A 14097-nucleotide genomic window follows, 5' to 3' on the forward strand; every position below is an offset into this window, starting at 1 on the left:
CCGCCCTGCGACGTCAGGTGCGCAGCACCAGCCCGTCGTCGCCGACGTCGACCTGCACCGAGCCCCCGTCGACGACCTCGCCGCCGATCAGCATCCGCGCCAGCCGGTCGCCGATGGCGGTCTGGATCAGCCGGCGCAGCGGCCGGGCGCCGTACGCCGGGTCGTAGCCGGTCTCGGCGAGCCAGGTCCGCGCCGCGTCGGTGACGTCGATCGAGATCCGCCGCACCGCCAGCCGCTTCTCCAGCAGCGCCAGCTGCAGGTCGACGATGTGGGTCAGCGCCTCCTGGCTCAGCGACTCGAAGGTGACGATCTCGTCGAGCCGGTTGAGGAACTCGGGCTTGAACGAGGCCCGCACCAGCGCCAGCACCTGCTCGCGGCTGGTGGCCGCGTCGAGCGTGGGGTCGACGAGGTACTGCGAGCCCAGGTTGGAGGTCAGGATCAGCAGCGTGTTGCGGAAGTCGACGGTGCGGCCCTGGCCGTCGGTGAGCCGGCCGTCGTCGAGCACCTGCAGCAGGATGTCGAAGACCTCCGGGTGCGCCTTCTCGACCTCGTCGAGCAGCACCACCGAGTAGGGCCGGCGGCGCACCGCCTCGGTCAGCTGGCCGCCCTCGTCGTAGCCGACGTAGCCCGGGGGCGCGCCGACCAGCCGCGAGACCGAGTGCTTCTCGGAGTACTCGCTCATGTCGATGCGCACGATCGCGCGCTCGTCGTCGAAGAGGAAGTCGGCCAGCGACTTGGCCAGCTCGGTCTTGCCGGTGCCGGTGGGGCCCAGGAAGAGGAACGAGCCGGTCGGGCGGTTCGGGTCGGCGATGCCGGCGCGCGAGCGGCGTACGGCGTCGCTGACCGCGGCGACCGCCTCGCGCTGGCCGATGAGCCGCTCGCCGATGACCTGCTCCATCTCCAGCAGCTTGGCGGTCTCGCCCTGCAGCATCCGGCCGGTGGGGATGCCGGTCCAGGCCTCGACGACGTCGGCGATCTGCTCGGGCCCGACCTCCTCGCCGACCAGCGGCTCGGTGCCCTCGACCTCGCCGCTCTCGGCGGCCGCGGCGGCCTCGATCTGCTGCTCGAGCTCGGGGATGCGGCCGTAGAGGATCTCGCTGGCGCGCCCCAGGTCGCCCTCGCGCTGCAGCCGCTCGGCCTCGATGCGCAGCCCGTCGAGCTGGCGGCGCAGCTCGCCCTCGCCCTCGAGCGAGGCCTTCTCGGACTCCCAGCGGGCCTCGAGCCCGCGCAGCTCCTCCTCCGCGTCGGCCAGGTCGGCGCGCAGCGCCTCGAGCCGCTCGACGGAGGCCTCGTCGCTCTCCTTGGCCAGCGCGAACTCCTCCATCTTGAGCCGGTCGACGTGGCGGCGCAGCTGGTCGATCTCCTCGGGCGAGGACTCGATCTCCATCCGCAGCCGCGAGGACGCCTCGTCGATGAGGTCGATGGCCTTGTCGGGCAGCTGGCGCCCGCTGATGTAGCGGTCGGACAGGGTGGCCGCGGCCACCAGCGCCGCGTCGGTGATGCGCACCCCGTGGTGCGCCTCGTACTTCTCCTGGATGCCGCGCAGGATCTGGATGGTGTCCTCGACGCTGGGCTCGCCGACGAAGACCTGCTGGAAGCGGCGCTCGAGCGCCGGGTCCTTCTCGATCCGCTCGCGGTACTCGTCGAGGGTGGTGGCGCCGATCATGTGCAGCTCGCCGCGCGCCAGCATCGGCTTGAGCATGTTGCCGGCGTCCATCGAGGAGTCGCCGCCGGCGCCCGCGCCGACGACCGTGTGCAGCTCGTCGATGAAGGTGATCACCTGCCCGCCGGCGTCCTTGATCTCCTCGAGCACGGCCTTGAGCCGCTCCTCGAACTCGCCGCGGTACTTCGCGCCGGCGACCATGGCGGCCAGGTCGAGGCTGAGCACCCGACGGCCCTTGAGCGAGTCGGGCACGTCGCCGGCGACCACGCGCTGGGCCAGGCCCTCGACGACGGCGGTCTTGCCGACGCCGGGCTCGCCGATCAGCACCGGGTTGTTCTTGGTGCGCCGGCTCAGCACCTGCACGACGCGACGGATCTCGGCGTCGCGGCCGATGACCGGGTCGAGCCGGCCCTCCTCGGCGGCCGCGGTGAGGTCGACGGAGTACTTCTCGAGCGACTCGTACGTCGACTCCGCGTCCTGGCTGGTCACGCGGCGGTTGCCGCGCACCGCGGTGAGCCCCTCGCGCAGGCCGGCCTCGGTCAGCCCGGCGTCGGCGAGCACCTTCTGGGCGCTGGACTCGGTGCCGGCCATCGAGATCAGCAGGTGCTCGGTGGCGACGTACTCGTCCTTCATCGAGGAGGCCAGGTCGAGCGCCCCGGCCAGCACCCGGGTGAGCGCGGCGGAGGCGGAGGGCTGCTGCACGGTGGCACCGCTGGCGCGCGGCAGCGCCTCGAGCGCCGCCCCGGCACCGGTGACCAGCTGCTGCACGTCGACGCCGGCCTTGGTGACCAGGCTGCGCGCGATGCCGTCGTCCTGGCCCAGGAGCGCGACGAGGAGGTGGACGGGCTCGGTGTGGCTGTGCCCGGAGGTGGTGGCGAGCCGCTGGGCGGTCTCGATCGCCTCGCGGCTGCGGGTGGTGAACTTCTCGGCCCCGAACTGGCTCACGGCTGCTCTCCCTGTCTCGTGCGGTGTCGTGCGGTGTCTGGCTGGGTCGTGCGGGTCGGTCACTGGCCTCAACGCCCGACAAGTTGAGTCTGTTCCACTCAACTTTGTCCGGTCAACAATTTTTCTGTGATTCGGCTCGCACGGCCCTCCTCGCGCCCTACGGTGGTGCGCGGAGCAGGGTCCCGCCTGGGGAGGAGGGACCCGGGAGGGAAGCCGGTGACGGCCTGGGTCGGCGCCACGAGCGCCAGCGCCGCCGCGCACACCGTGCACTACGCACTGGTGGTCGGCGGACTCGTCGCGCTCGCCGGTCTGCTCGGCGCCCGGCTGCTGCCGACCGCCCACCGCGCGCCCGACGCCCACGACCTGCGGGTCGCCGCGCTGCGCCACGCCGCGGCCACGGGCACCCTGCAGGTCCGCCCGCTCGCGACGACCCCCGGCCCCGCCGCGCGGCCCCGGGCCGGCACCGCGGGCACCCTGCTGCTGCCGCTCGCGCTGGTCTCCAGCGCCGCCGCCGCGGGCGTGCACGCCGCGATGGGCCCGGCTCACCTGCGCGAGCAGACCCTCTTCGGGCTCTTCTTCGCCGCGGCCGCGCTGGCCCAGCTGGCCTGGACCGCCGCCGCCCTGCAACGCCCCGGTCGACCGAGCCGCCGCCTGCTGCTGCTCGGCGCCGTCGGCAACGCGGCCTGCCTGGCCCTGTGGGCGCTGACCCGCACGGTCGGGCTGCCCCTGGGCCTGATGGGGACCCCCGAGGCGGTCGGCGCCTGGGACCTCGCCGCCGTGGCCTGGCAGCTCGTCGTCGTCGGCGTCTGCGTCGCCCTGCTGCGCGGCGCGCCGCCGGCGCCCGGCGGTGCTGCGGCCGGCTGGCACCCGGCCGCGACGGCGTACCTCGGCGTCTCGGTGACGGCGCTGGCGCTGCTCTCCCTGAGCGGGGCGGGCGGATGAGCGTGGAGCCCTGGGTCGTCGGACTGGTCTGCAACACCGTCATCGCGATCGCCTACCTGCTGATCAGCACCGCCATCGTGGTGCCGCTGGCCCGTAGCAACCAGCTGCGCACCAACCCGCTGGGCGCCGCCACCGCGGCCATCTTCCTGACCTGCGCGGTCCACCACGGCGCCCACTCGGTGCACATGCTGCTGCCGAGCTTCGGGCTCGACGACGTGCAGGGCCTGGCGATGCGCACCGCGTGGGGCTGGCCGTTGGCGCTGTGGGACGTCGTGGGCGCCGCCGTGGGCGTCTACTACTGGTCGCAGCGACGCCAGTACTCCTCGTTGATGGAGGGCGCCCAGCTCTTCCAGGACCTGCGCCAGCGCGAGCAGCAGGCGCTCGAGCTCAACGACACCGTCCTGCAGGGCCTGGTGGTGGCCAAGATGGCGCTCGACCTCGACGACCCCGCCCGGGCGCAGGCCGCGCTCTCCTCGTCGATCGACTCGGCGAGCCGCATCATCACCGACCTGCTCGGCAACAGCGCCAGCCAGTCCCTCGAGCTGGTGCGCAGCGCCGCCGCCGAGATCCTCAAGGAGCCGCCCGACGGCGACCCCACCGCCCCACCAGAGAGGCCTGCCCCGTGAGCGCAGCCGCCCGAGCCCGACCGCTGCGGGTCGTCATCATCGACGACACCGCCGACCTGCGCGAGCTGTTGCGCCTGGCCCTGGGCCGCGGCGGGTACGACGTCGTCGGCGAGGCCGGCGACGGGCGCCGCGGCATCGAGGTGGTGCGTGAGCAGCGCCCCGACCTGGTGCTGCTGGACCTGTCGATGCCGGTGATGGACGGCCTCGAGGCGCTGCCCTCGATCCGGCGCAGCGTGCCGCGGGCCAAGGTCGTGGTGCTCTCGGGGTTCGGGGCCACCCAGATGTCGGAGCGGGCGCTGGCCGTGGGCGCCGACGGCTACGTGCAGAAGGGCGCCTCGCTCGACTCGATCCTCGACTACGTCGGGGAGATGACCTCCGGGGCGTCGTCGCCCCGGGCACCGCGCTCGCTGTCGGTGGTGCCGCCCCTGGAGGAGTCCGAGAGCCGCACCCACCCGGTCCGCGAGGACGACGGGGCCCCGGGTGCGGAGGCCGCGGGGGCCGCCGGCGCCGCCGGGGCGCCGGAGCCGGTCGAGCAGGCGCCGCGCAACCCCGCCTCGGCGTCGCAGATCTCCTGGTGGCAGGCGCTGAGCATGGCCCCGATGGGCATCCTCGAGCTCGCCGACGAGCCGCTGTTCCGCATCGTCTTCGCCAACACCACCGCGCAGCGGCTGCTGGGCTCTTCGGCCAGCCCCGGCACCCCGCTGGGCTTCACGTCGGGGCCGCTGGCCACGCTCGTGGCCTACCACCGCCTCGACGCCGACGCCTCCTTCGAGGTCGAGCTCGACGGCGCGACGGTGCGCGCGACGATGCGGCGTACCGGCTGGTCGGTGCTGGTCTTCCTCGACTCCGCCAGCGACGACGTGGGCCTGCTGCGCCGCGCCATCGCCACCACCGCCCACGAGATACGCGGCCCCGTCGCGGTCATCTGCGGCATCGCCGAGACCAGCGAGTGGGGCGAGGACGACCTCGGGCCCGAGGTGCGCGCCCGACTGATGGGCTCGGTGGCCCGCCAGGCGCGGATGCTCGACTCGATCACCGCCGACCTGCTGACCGCGGCGCAGATCCAGCGCGGCACCCTGCGCTTCGACCTGCGCCCGGTGCGCCCGCGCCAGGTCGTGGAGTCGCTGGTCCACGACCGCTACCGGGGTGACCCCGACCCGGTGGTCGAGGTCCGCGTCGACGACGACCGCGAGGTGCGCGTCGACCCGCTGCGCCTGGAGCAGATGGTCGGCAACCTGCTCGGCAACGCCCTGAAGTACGGGCGGGCCCCGTTCCTGGTGCACGTGCGCGGCGAGGACGACCGGGTCTGCATCGACGTCGTCGACCACGGCCCCGGGGTGCCGGAGGGCTTCCGCGACGACCTGTTCCGGGAGTTCACCCGGGCCAGCGGCACGGTGGCGACCGGCACCGGGCTGGGGCTGTACGTCGTCCGCACCCTGGCCGAGGCGCAGGACGCCACGGTGGGCTACGCGCCGGGCCGCTACGGCGGCTCGGTCTTCACGATCTCGCTGGCGGTGGAGGCCCCGTCGCTCCCCGAGCCGCCTGTGGAGGGAGTGGGCGACTCCTCGGAGTAGGCGTCGACGCCGCCAGCGACACCGGCTCCCGACCCGGCCACCGGGTCGGGGGCCGGACCCTGCTCCGGACCCCGCCCCACCTCTGGGCCGGGGGTCTCAGTCGGCGGTGCCGCCGTGCTGGGAGGGCTCGCCGCTCTCGGCCTCGGGCGGCGCCTGGTGCTCGGGGAAGGAGCGCTCGGCGGTGACCTCGTCGACCAGGCAGGTGCGGCAGAAGTCCTCGCCGAAGGGCGTGAGGTGGATGCTGCGTCGCACCACCTTGGCGAACTTCACCGTGTGGCAGGCCTCCAGCACGTCGGGCTGGGCCTCGAGCACCTGGTAGTCCATCGGGTCGCGCAGCGGCTCGCGGGAGAACCACACCAGGCCGAGACGGAAGAGGTTGTTGAGGTAGGCCGGCACCTGGTCGACGTAGCGGCAGCCCGCGCGGGCCCCGATCATCGTCAGGCCGGGCGCGATGAGCTGGCTGCTGACCATCCCGATCGGGCCCCCGGTGCGCACGTCGACGCTGGGCTGCGGGCCGTGCTCGAGCAGCAGCAGCAGGACGCGGGCCTCGTCGGGCGCCAGCTCGCCGAGCATCCGCTCGTACGCCGGGTGCCCGTCGCGCTCGCTCCACACGTCGCGCGAGCGCTCCAGGAGCTCGGCGCCGCGCTCGCGCAGCGAGGGCCGGCGCGGGTGGGGCCGCGGCGGGGCGTCCTCGTCGTGGCGGCGGGCCCGGCGCTCGGGCGGCTCGGAGAAGGAGCCGAGGGTCTCGCCGGCGCGCACCAGCGCGGAGGAGACGGGGATGCCGGCCGAGACCGAGCGCGCCAGGTCGCTGACGACCTGCACCGCCTCGGTGGCCTCGTGGGCCAGGGCGGCCGCCTCGTCGCGGTCGGTGACGGCGCGGGCCAGCCGCGCGGTGTTGCGCAGCGACTGGCGCACGCCCCAGCCGGTGGTGTGCCAGGCCGCCGAGGCGGCCACGCGAGCCAGGCCCGGCAGCGCCTCCACCGCGGGAGCGAGCCGGTCGTGGGCGCTCGGGTGGGCACGCGGGTCGTCCCGCTGGGGCGCGGGGGGCTGGGGCGCGGGGGGCAGGGGTTCGGGGGGCTGGGGTTCGGGGGGCAGGGGCGCGCCGGCGGGCGGCGCCACCTCGTCGTGCAGATCGGTCATGACCAGCCCTCCTGTCGGCTCACGCGACACCGAAGATCCACAGGTGCAGGAACCCGCCGCCGAGACCCATGATGGCCCCGTGGGCGTAGAGCATCCACTCGTCCTCCCGGATCGCCGAGCGCATCATCTCGACGAAGTCGCGCGGCGGCAGCTCCTTGGTGCGGCGCGCGATCAGCACCTGGATCTTGTCGGACTGCTGCCGGCTGAACTCGGGGTCGCGGAACGGGGTCAGGGTGCGTCCGACCGCCTCCTGGGCGACCTGGTCGCGGATGGTGTCGAAGCGGCGCGTGCCGACCGCCACCCGCACGGCGCCGCGGGCCGGGCCCGCGGCCCGCTCGATGGCCGGGCGCAGCGAGTGGGCGAGCATCTGGCGGGTCCGGTCGCCGCTGGGGCCGTCGAGCAGGAAGTCGCCGATCCGCTCGAGGGTGATGACGTCCTCGGCGATGATCCGGGCGTACACCTCGGCCGCCTCGGCCTGGCGGCGCAGGAAGAGCCCGTGCACCTTCACGCCCAGGATGCGGCGCGGCTCGGGCGGCTCGAAGATCAGCCACATGCCCAGGGCGTTGGTGATCCAGCCGACCACCACGCCCATCACCGGCAGCAGCCACCACTGGCCGAAGATGCTGTCGACGACGGCCACGGGCACGCCGAGGGCGAAGCCGAAGACGAACCCGAAGGCGACCATCAGGTTGAGCTCGCGCTGGCCGAAGTCTCGGAAGATCCGCACCACCAGCGACGGGTTGTCGCGGAAGTGGTCGATCACCATGATCTTGGGGTCGAGCAGCTGGTCGATGTGCACGCCGATCTCGGTGGTGATGCCGCTGACCACGCTCGGCAGCTGCGACTGCACCCGGTCGATGATCGCCTGCCGGATCGGTCGCGGCAGGTCGCGCCACAGCCGCGGGTGCTCGCGACGCATCACCTCCTCGACGAGGCCCGGCACCTCGGGTCGGAAGGACTCGACGATGTGCTCGGCGATCCGCTCGGGCTCGAGCTGCTGGTAGAACTCCGCGGGCGTGCCGAGCTTGGAGATCGCCTTGTCCACCGCGATCGAGCCCATCTTCGCGGCCCGGGCGGGCACGATGCCCTGCCAGCCGATGCCGCCCTGGAGGACGCCGGGCACCTCCTGGACCTTGCGCGGCAGGATCGAGGCCAGCTCGCGCATCCCGGGGATCCGCACGCCCTTGAAGTGCAGCGGGCTGAAGAGCATGAAGAGCCCCGACCAGTTGATCAGCCAGCCGACGACGCCGGTGAAGACGGGGATCGTCAGGAAGTGGACCCAGTGGATTCCCGCCACCCACTCGTAGAACCAGTCCACCGACGTCTCGCCCTTCGTCCGACCCTCCCCAGAGCCTGCCCCGAGCGCGCGGCACCCGGGCTGACCTGGCGAGACTAGCGTCGAGGTCGGTCCCGCGACAGGGCTCGATAGCGTTGTGGGGTGACTCACGCCACCCCTCGCACCACGCTGCCGCGACCTGGCTCCCCGATTCGGCGCAGATCTCACCCTGACCCGGCGCAAATGTTGCAGGCGAAATCTAGGTAGTCACGCAACACCGTTGTTGGTGGTGGGTTGTGAGAGTAGTTGGTCCAGCACTTCTGCTGGGGTGCGGAAGCCGTGGCGTTTGCGGGGTCGGGCGTTGAGCTCGGAGGCGATCTTGTCGAGCAGGCCGGGTCCGTAGAAGGACAGGTCGCTGCCCTTGGGCAGGTACTGGCGCAGCAGGCCGTTGGTGTTCTCGTTCGAGCCGCGTTGCCAGGGCGAGTGGGGGTCGCAGAAGTAGATCTCCAGGCCGGTGGCCTCAGCGATCTGGACGTGGTTGGCCATCTCGCCGCCCTGGTCCCAGGTCAACGAGCGGCGCAGCTGCTCGGGCAGGGTGGCCATCTTCGCCACGAGTGCGTCTTGGACCGCCAGGGCGCCGTGGTCGCCTGGCAGGTGCAGCAGCATCACGAACCCGGTGCTGCGCTCGACCAGGGTGCCCACCGCCGACTTCGAGGCGGTCGAGCCGAGGATCAAGTCGCCTTCCCAGTGCCCGGGCACCGCGCGGTCCTCGACCTCGGCGGGGCGTTCGCTGATCATCACCATGCCGGGGATCCGGCCGCGGCGCTCGGCCTCACGGCGATGGGGTTTGCGCATGTAGCGCCCGGTGCGCAGATGGGTGGTCAGCTCGCGTTTGAGCCCACCGCGGGCCTGGATGTACAGCGACTGGTAGATCGTCTCGGGCGACACCCGCATCTCCGGATCGTCGGGGAAGTCGAGGACGAGTCTGCCAGCGATCTGCTCGGGGCTCAGGTGCTGGACCAAGTACTCCTGGACCACTCGGCGTAGCGCCAGGTTCGTGGCCAGTTTCGCGGACCGCGATCGCGTACGGCCACGGTCGATCTTGGCCTGGGCCACGGAGGCTCGGTAACCGCGACCGGTCGCGCCCCGGGCCAACTCGCGGCTGACCGTGGCCGGGCTGCGGCCGGTACGACGCGCGACCTCGCGGACCCCGTGACCGGCGTGGGTCAGTGCCGCGATCTCCTCGCGCTCGGCCCACGACAGATACCGACCCACCGGCGGGTTCACAGGAACAGGGTTCACCCCGCCAGCCTTGCCGAAGACCCGCTTCGCGGTGGTCGACGACATGCCCGAGACCCGCGCCGCTGACTTCACCCCCAACCCTGACCGGATCGCTTCCCAGAACGGACGATCGAACTCCCTGGGCCGCATCGGACGAGCCATGGCACAACTCCTCAGTCATCGAGGTGTTGCATCACTACCTAGAACCCGCCGCAGTGACCTGGCCCAAATCTCCCACCGAGCCGGCCCGAAGTTCCTCGTGGGAGGTTTGCGCCGGGTCAGCGCGAGGTTTGCGCCAGGTCAGGGTGAGATTTGCGCCGGGTGGGCGCGAGATCTGTGCCTGGTCAGCGCCGGCGCCAGACCACCATCGAGCCGGAGGCGTCGGGGGCGCGCAGGACGGGCAGCTTGTTGGGCGGCAGGTCGCCGCGGCGCACGGCGACGGCCTGGCGCAGGGCGGCGCGGGTCGCCTCGAGCTCGGCCACCAGCTCCTCGTTGCGGGAGGAGAGGGCACTCACCCGGTTCTCCAGGTCGAGGATGCGGCGCACGCCCTCGATACCGATGCCGGCGCCGGAGAGCTCGGCGATCTCGCGCAGCCGCTCGATGTCGCGCCCCGAGTAGCGGCGCCCGCCGCCCCCGGTGCGACCGGGGGTGATCAGGCCCAGGCGCTCCCAGGTGCGCAGCGTCTGCGGGTGCAGCCCGGTGAGCTCGGCGGCCACCGAGATGACGAAGACGGCGGCGTCGGGGTGGGCGTCACCGAAGGGGTTGCCCGACCGCCCGGCCATCAGGCACCTGCCTGCTCGAAGAGGTTGGCGCGCAGCGGCTTGGACGCCGTCGCTTCGCGGTAGGCCTCGATGGCGGCGCGGGTCGCGGCGTCGAGCACCGCCGGCACCTGCACCTCGACGGTGGCCAGCAGGTCGCCGTACGAGCCGTCGGCCTTCTTGGCGCCCTTGCCGCGCACCCGGAAGGTGCGACCGTTGGGGGTGCCGGCCGGCAGCCGCAGCGTGACCGGGCTGCCGCCGAGGGTGGGGATGCGGACCTCGGCACCGAGCGCCAGCTCGTCGAAGGAGACCGGCACGTCGATCGTGAGGTTGTCGTCCTTGCGGCCGAAGACCCGGTGCGGCGAGACCTTCACGGCCACGAACAGGTCGCCGGGCGGGCCGCCGTTCTCACCGGGGGCGCCCTTGCCGCGCACCCGGATGCGCTGGCCGTCCTTGACGCCGGCGGGGATCCGGGCCTGGATGGTGCGCGCGGAGGTGCCGCGACCGGTGCCGCGGCACGCGGGGCACGGGTCGTCGTAGACCAGCTGGCGACCACCGCAGGCGGGGCAGGTCTCGTTGACCGAGAACGAGCCGCCCATCGAGGCGACCACGAAGCCGGCGCCCTCGCAGGTGGTGCAGATGTGCGGCCTGGTGCCGGGCTTGCCGCCCGAGCCGCCGCAGGTGGTGCAGGCGGTCTCGGAGGAGAGCCGCAGCGAGACGGTGACGCCGTCCATGGCGTCGGTGAAGCTGATGGTCGCCGAGGTCTCGACGTCGCTGCCCTTGGTGGGGCGCGGGCGCGCCGTACGCCGCCGGCCACCGCCGCCGCCCCCGAAGAGGTCGCCGAACATGTCGCCGAAGCCGCCGGCCCCGCCGCCGTCGCGCAGCAGGTCCTCGAGGTTGACCCCGCCCTGCTGGCCGCCGAAGCCACCGCCGCCGAAGCCACCGGCCCCGCCGCCGGGGTAGCCCCCGGAGGCGTAGAGGCGGCGCATCTCGTCGTACTTGGAGCGCTTGGCCGGGTCGCCGACGACGTCGTAGGCCTCGGCGACCTTCTTGAACGTGTCGTGCTTGGCGGTGTCGCCAGGGTGCGTGTCGGGGTGGTTGGCCCGCGCGAGGCGCCGGTAGGCCTTCTTGATCTCGTCGGTCGAGGCGTCCTTCTTGACCCCGAGCACGGCGTAGAAGTCCTTCTGCGCCCAGTCGGCGCGCATGCCGTCGGTGTCGCTCACGTGGTCCTCCCCTCGCTCCTGGCGGTCGGTGCAGGTCTCGGTACGGGTGCTGCGGGCCGGCCCGGGGGCCGACCCGCAGCGGGTCGTGCTGGTGCTACTGGTCTGGCTGGTCCTGCTCGGCCGGCTGGTCGGTCGCGGCCGGCGCGTCGGCGTCGGCCGGGTCGACCACCAGCACCTGCGCGGCGCGCACCACCCGGTCACCGATGCGGTAGCCGGCCTTGGCGATGACCTTGCAGGTCGTGACGCTCACCTCGGGATCCTCCCCGATGTGGGAGAGGGCCTCGTGGAGGCTGGGGTCGAACGGGTCGCCCGGCGCGCCGTAGCGGGTCAGCCCCGCCGCGCCCACGGTGCGCTCGAGCTGCTCGGCGACGGCCTTGAAGCCGCCCTCGAGAGGCTCGTGCTCGCGGGCCCGGTCGATGGTGTCGAGGACCTCGGTGATCGGGGCGAGCGCGGCGTACGTCGCGTTCTCCTTGATCAGGTCGCGGTCCCGCTCGACCCGGCGCTTGTAGTTGACGAACTCGGCCTGCAGGCGCTGGAGGTCGAGCGTGCGCTCCTCCAGGGCGATGCGGGCCAGGGTGAGCTCGTCGTCGGCCGGCTCCGAGGCCCCGGCAGCACCGGGGTCGCTGGAGTCGGCGGCGGGGTCGGCCGTGGCAGGGTCACCGCCGGCCGCACCCGCCTCGACGTCGGTCTGGGAGACCATCTCGGCCGCCTCGTCGGGGAAGGACCCCTCGGGCGGGGGGATGTTCTCCTCGTCGCGGGGCTGGGTCACTTGCTCTCACCACCGTCGGCACCGTCGGTGCCGTCGGTGCCGGGCTCCTCGTCGACCACCTCGGCGTCGACGATGTCGTCGTCGCCCTCGCCGGTCGCCCCGGTGGTGCCACCGGCGGCGGCCTGCTCGGCCTCCGCGGCGGCGTACATCGCGGCGCCCATCTTCTGGCTCGACTCGTTGAGCTTGGTGAGGCCGGCGTTGAGCTCGTCGGCGTCGGCGTCGTCCTTCTCGAGGGTGGCCTTGAGGGCGTCGACGTCGGCCTGGACCTCGGTCTTGACGTCGTCGGGCAGCTTCTCGCCGTTCTCGGAGAGGAACTTCTCGGTCGTGTAGACGAGCTGGTCGGCCTGGTTGCGGACCTCGATCGCCTCGCGACGCTTGGCGTCCTCCTCGGCGTACTGCTCGGCGTCCTTGACCATCCGGTCGATCTCCTCCTTCGACAGCGCGGAGCCGCCGGAGATGGTCATCGACTGCTCCTTGCCGGAGCCCTGGTCCTTCGCCGAGACGTGCACGATGCCGTTGGCGTCGATGTCGAAGGTGACCTCGATCTTGGGCACGCCGCGCGGCGCCGGGGGCAGGCCAGTCAGCTCGAAGTTGCCGAGCGGCTGGTTCTGGGCCCACATCTGGCGCTCGCCCTGGGCGACCTTGATCTCGACCGAGGGCTGGTTGTCGTCGGCGGTGGTGAAGATCTCCGAGCGCTTGGTCGGGATCGTGGTGTTGCGCTCGATGAGGTTGGTCATCACGCCGCCCTTGGTCTCGATGCCCAGGGAGAGCGGGGTGACGTCGAGGAGCAGCACGTCCTTGACCTCGCCCTTGAGGACACCGGCCTGGAGCGCGGCGCCGACGGCGACGACCTCGTCGGGGTTGACGCCCTTGTTGGGCTCCTTGCCGCCGAGCAGGTCCTTGACCACCTCGGTGACCGCGGGCATCCGGGTCGAGCCGCCGACGAGCACGACGTGGTCGATCTTGTCGATCGCGACGCCGCCGTCCTTGAGCACGGCCTGGAACGGGGCCTTGGTGCGGTCGAGCAGGTCGGAGGTCATCTTCTGGAACTCCGAGCGGGTCAGGCGCTCCTCGAAGTGCAGCGGGCCCGACTCGCCGTGCGTGATGTAGGGCAGGTGCACCGTGGTCTCGGAGCTCGAGGACAGCTCGATCTTCGCCTTCTCGGCGGCCTCCTGGAGGCGCTGCTTGGCGATCTTGTCGGCGGCGAGGTCGACACCGTTGTTGTCCTTGAACTTCTTGACCATCCACTCCACGACGCGGGCGTCCCAGTCGTCACCACCGAGGTGGTTGTCGCCGGAGGTCGCCTTGACCTCGACGACGCCCTCGCCGATCTCGAGCAGGGACACGTCGAAGGTGCCGCCACCGAGGTCGAAGACGAGGATCGTCTGGTCGTCGCCCTTGTCGAGGCCGTAGGCCAGCGCGGCCGCGGTGGGCTCGTTGACGATGCGCGAGACGTTGAGGCCCGCGATCTCGCCGGCCTCCTTGGTGGCCTGGCGCTGGGCGTCGGAGAAGTAGGCCGGCACGGTGATGACCGCGTCGGTGACCGTCTCGCCGAGGTAGGCCTCGGCGTCGCGCTTGAGCTTCTGCAGGACGAACGCGCTGATCTGCTGCGGCGTGAAGTCCTTGTCGTCGACCTTGGTCTTCCAGTCGGTGCCCATGTGGCGCTTGACCGACCGGATGGTGCGGTCGACGTTGGTGACCGCCTGACGCTTGGCGACCTCGCCGACGAGGACCTCGCCGTTCTTGGCGAACGCGACAACCGAGGGGGTCGTGCGGGCGCCCTCGGCGTTGGCGATGACGGTGGGCTCGCCACCCTCGAGGACCGACACGACGCTGTTGGTGGTGCCGAGGTCGATTCCGACCGCTCTGGCCATGGTGTTACCTCCATCTAGGGGGACGT

General features: G+C 72.5%; 11 protein-coding genes. 3 read left to right on the forward strand and 8 right to left on the reverse strand.

Translation table 11 applies throughout. The annotated features are described in order from the left end of the window. Positions 1-13: 13 nt before the first annotated feature. Complete coding sequence (gene clpB, locus OCU29_RS09840; protein ID WP_261819762.1) at positions 14-2608, reverse strand: ATP-dependent chaperone ClpB; 2595 nt, start codon at positions 2606-2608, stop codon at positions 14-16. Positions 2609-2824: 216 nt separating this feature from the next. On the opposite strand from clpB, the gene OCU29_RS09845 reads away from it, so the two are divergent. Genes OCU29_RS09845 through OCU29_RS09855 form a run of 3 tightly spaced genes read left to right on the forward strand, consistent with a single transcriptional unit; the run spans position 2825 to position 5750 of the window. Then, positions 2825-3550, forward strand: a complete 726-nt coding sequence (locus OCU29_RS09845; RefSeq protein WP_261819763.1) for a hypothetical protein — start codon at positions 2825-2827, stop codon at positions 3548-3550. Next, positions 3547-4176 carry a hypothetical protein gene (locus OCU29_RS09850; protein ID WP_179614566.1) on the forward strand — a complete coding sequence of 210 codons (630 nt, stop codon included), beginning with the start codon at positions 3547-3549 and terminating at the stop codon, positions 4174-4176. Before OCU29_RS09845 ends, OCU29_RS09850 begins: the two co-directional genes overlap by 4 nt. Further along, on the forward strand, positions 4173-5750 hold the full coding sequence (locus OCU29_RS09855; protein WP_261819764.1) for a hybrid sensor histidine kinase/response regulator: 1578 nt from the start codon (positions 4173-4175) through the stop codon (positions 5748-5750). Before OCU29_RS09850 ends, OCU29_RS09855 begins: the two co-directional genes overlap by 4 nt. A gap of 96 nt (positions 5751-5846) precedes the next feature. On the opposite strand, the gene OCU29_RS09860 is transcribed toward OCU29_RS09855, so the two are convergent. From OCU29_RS09860 to dnaK, 7 genes are all read right to left on the reverse strand, one after another. Continuing rightward, positions 5847-6890, reverse strand: coding sequence for a DUF4393 domain-containing protein (locus OCU29_RS09860; RefSeq protein ID WP_261819765.1), 1044 nt, complete (start codon positions 6888-6890; stop codon positions 5847-5849). A 19-nt stretch (positions 6891-6909) separates the two neighbouring features. Further along, a complete protein-coding gene (locus OCU29_RS09865; RefSeq protein WP_261819766.1) occupies positions 6910-8208 on the reverse strand; it encodes a hypothetical protein in 1299 nt (432 codons plus the stop codon). 225 nt (positions 8209-8433) lie between these two features. After that, a complete protein-coding gene (locus OCU29_RS09870) occupies positions 8434-9609 on the reverse strand; it encodes an IS30 family transposase (RefSeq protein ID WP_261819767.1) in 1176 nt (391 codons plus the stop codon). Positions 9610-9791: 182 nt separating this feature from the next. After that, a complete protein-coding gene (locus tag OCU29_RS09875) occupies positions 9792-10229 on the reverse strand; it encodes a heat shock protein transcriptional repressor HspR (RefSeq protein ID WP_261819768.1) in 438 nt (145 codons plus the stop codon). Further along, a complete protein-coding gene (dnaJ, locus tag OCU29_RS09880; protein ID WP_261819892.1) occupies positions 10229-11410 on the reverse strand; it encodes a molecular chaperone DnaJ in 1182 nt (393 codons plus the stop codon). The genes OCU29_RS09875 and dnaJ overlap by 1 nt, the downstream gene beginning before the upstream one ends. Before the next feature lie 112 nt (positions 11411-11522). After that, positions 11523-12197 (reverse strand): nucleotide exchange factor GrpE, encoded by a 675-nt coding sequence (grpE, locus tag OCU29_RS09885; RefSeq protein ID WP_261819769.1) that lies wholly within the window; start codon positions 12195-12197, stop codon positions 11523-11525. Next, positions 12194-14071 (reverse strand): molecular chaperone DnaK, encoded by a 1878-nt coding sequence (dnaK, locus tag OCU29_RS09890; protein ID WP_179614571.1) that lies wholly within the window; start codon positions 14069-14071, stop codon positions 12194-12196. The genes grpE and dnaK overlap by 4 nt, the downstream gene beginning before the upstream one ends. Positions 14072-14097 lie beyond the last annotated feature (26 nt).

This window comes from Nocardioides sp. OK12, assembly GCF_024341885.1.
Classification (GTDB): Bacteria; Actinomycetota; Actinomycetes; order Propionibacteriales; family Nocardioidaceae; genus Nocardioides; species Nocardioides marinisabuli.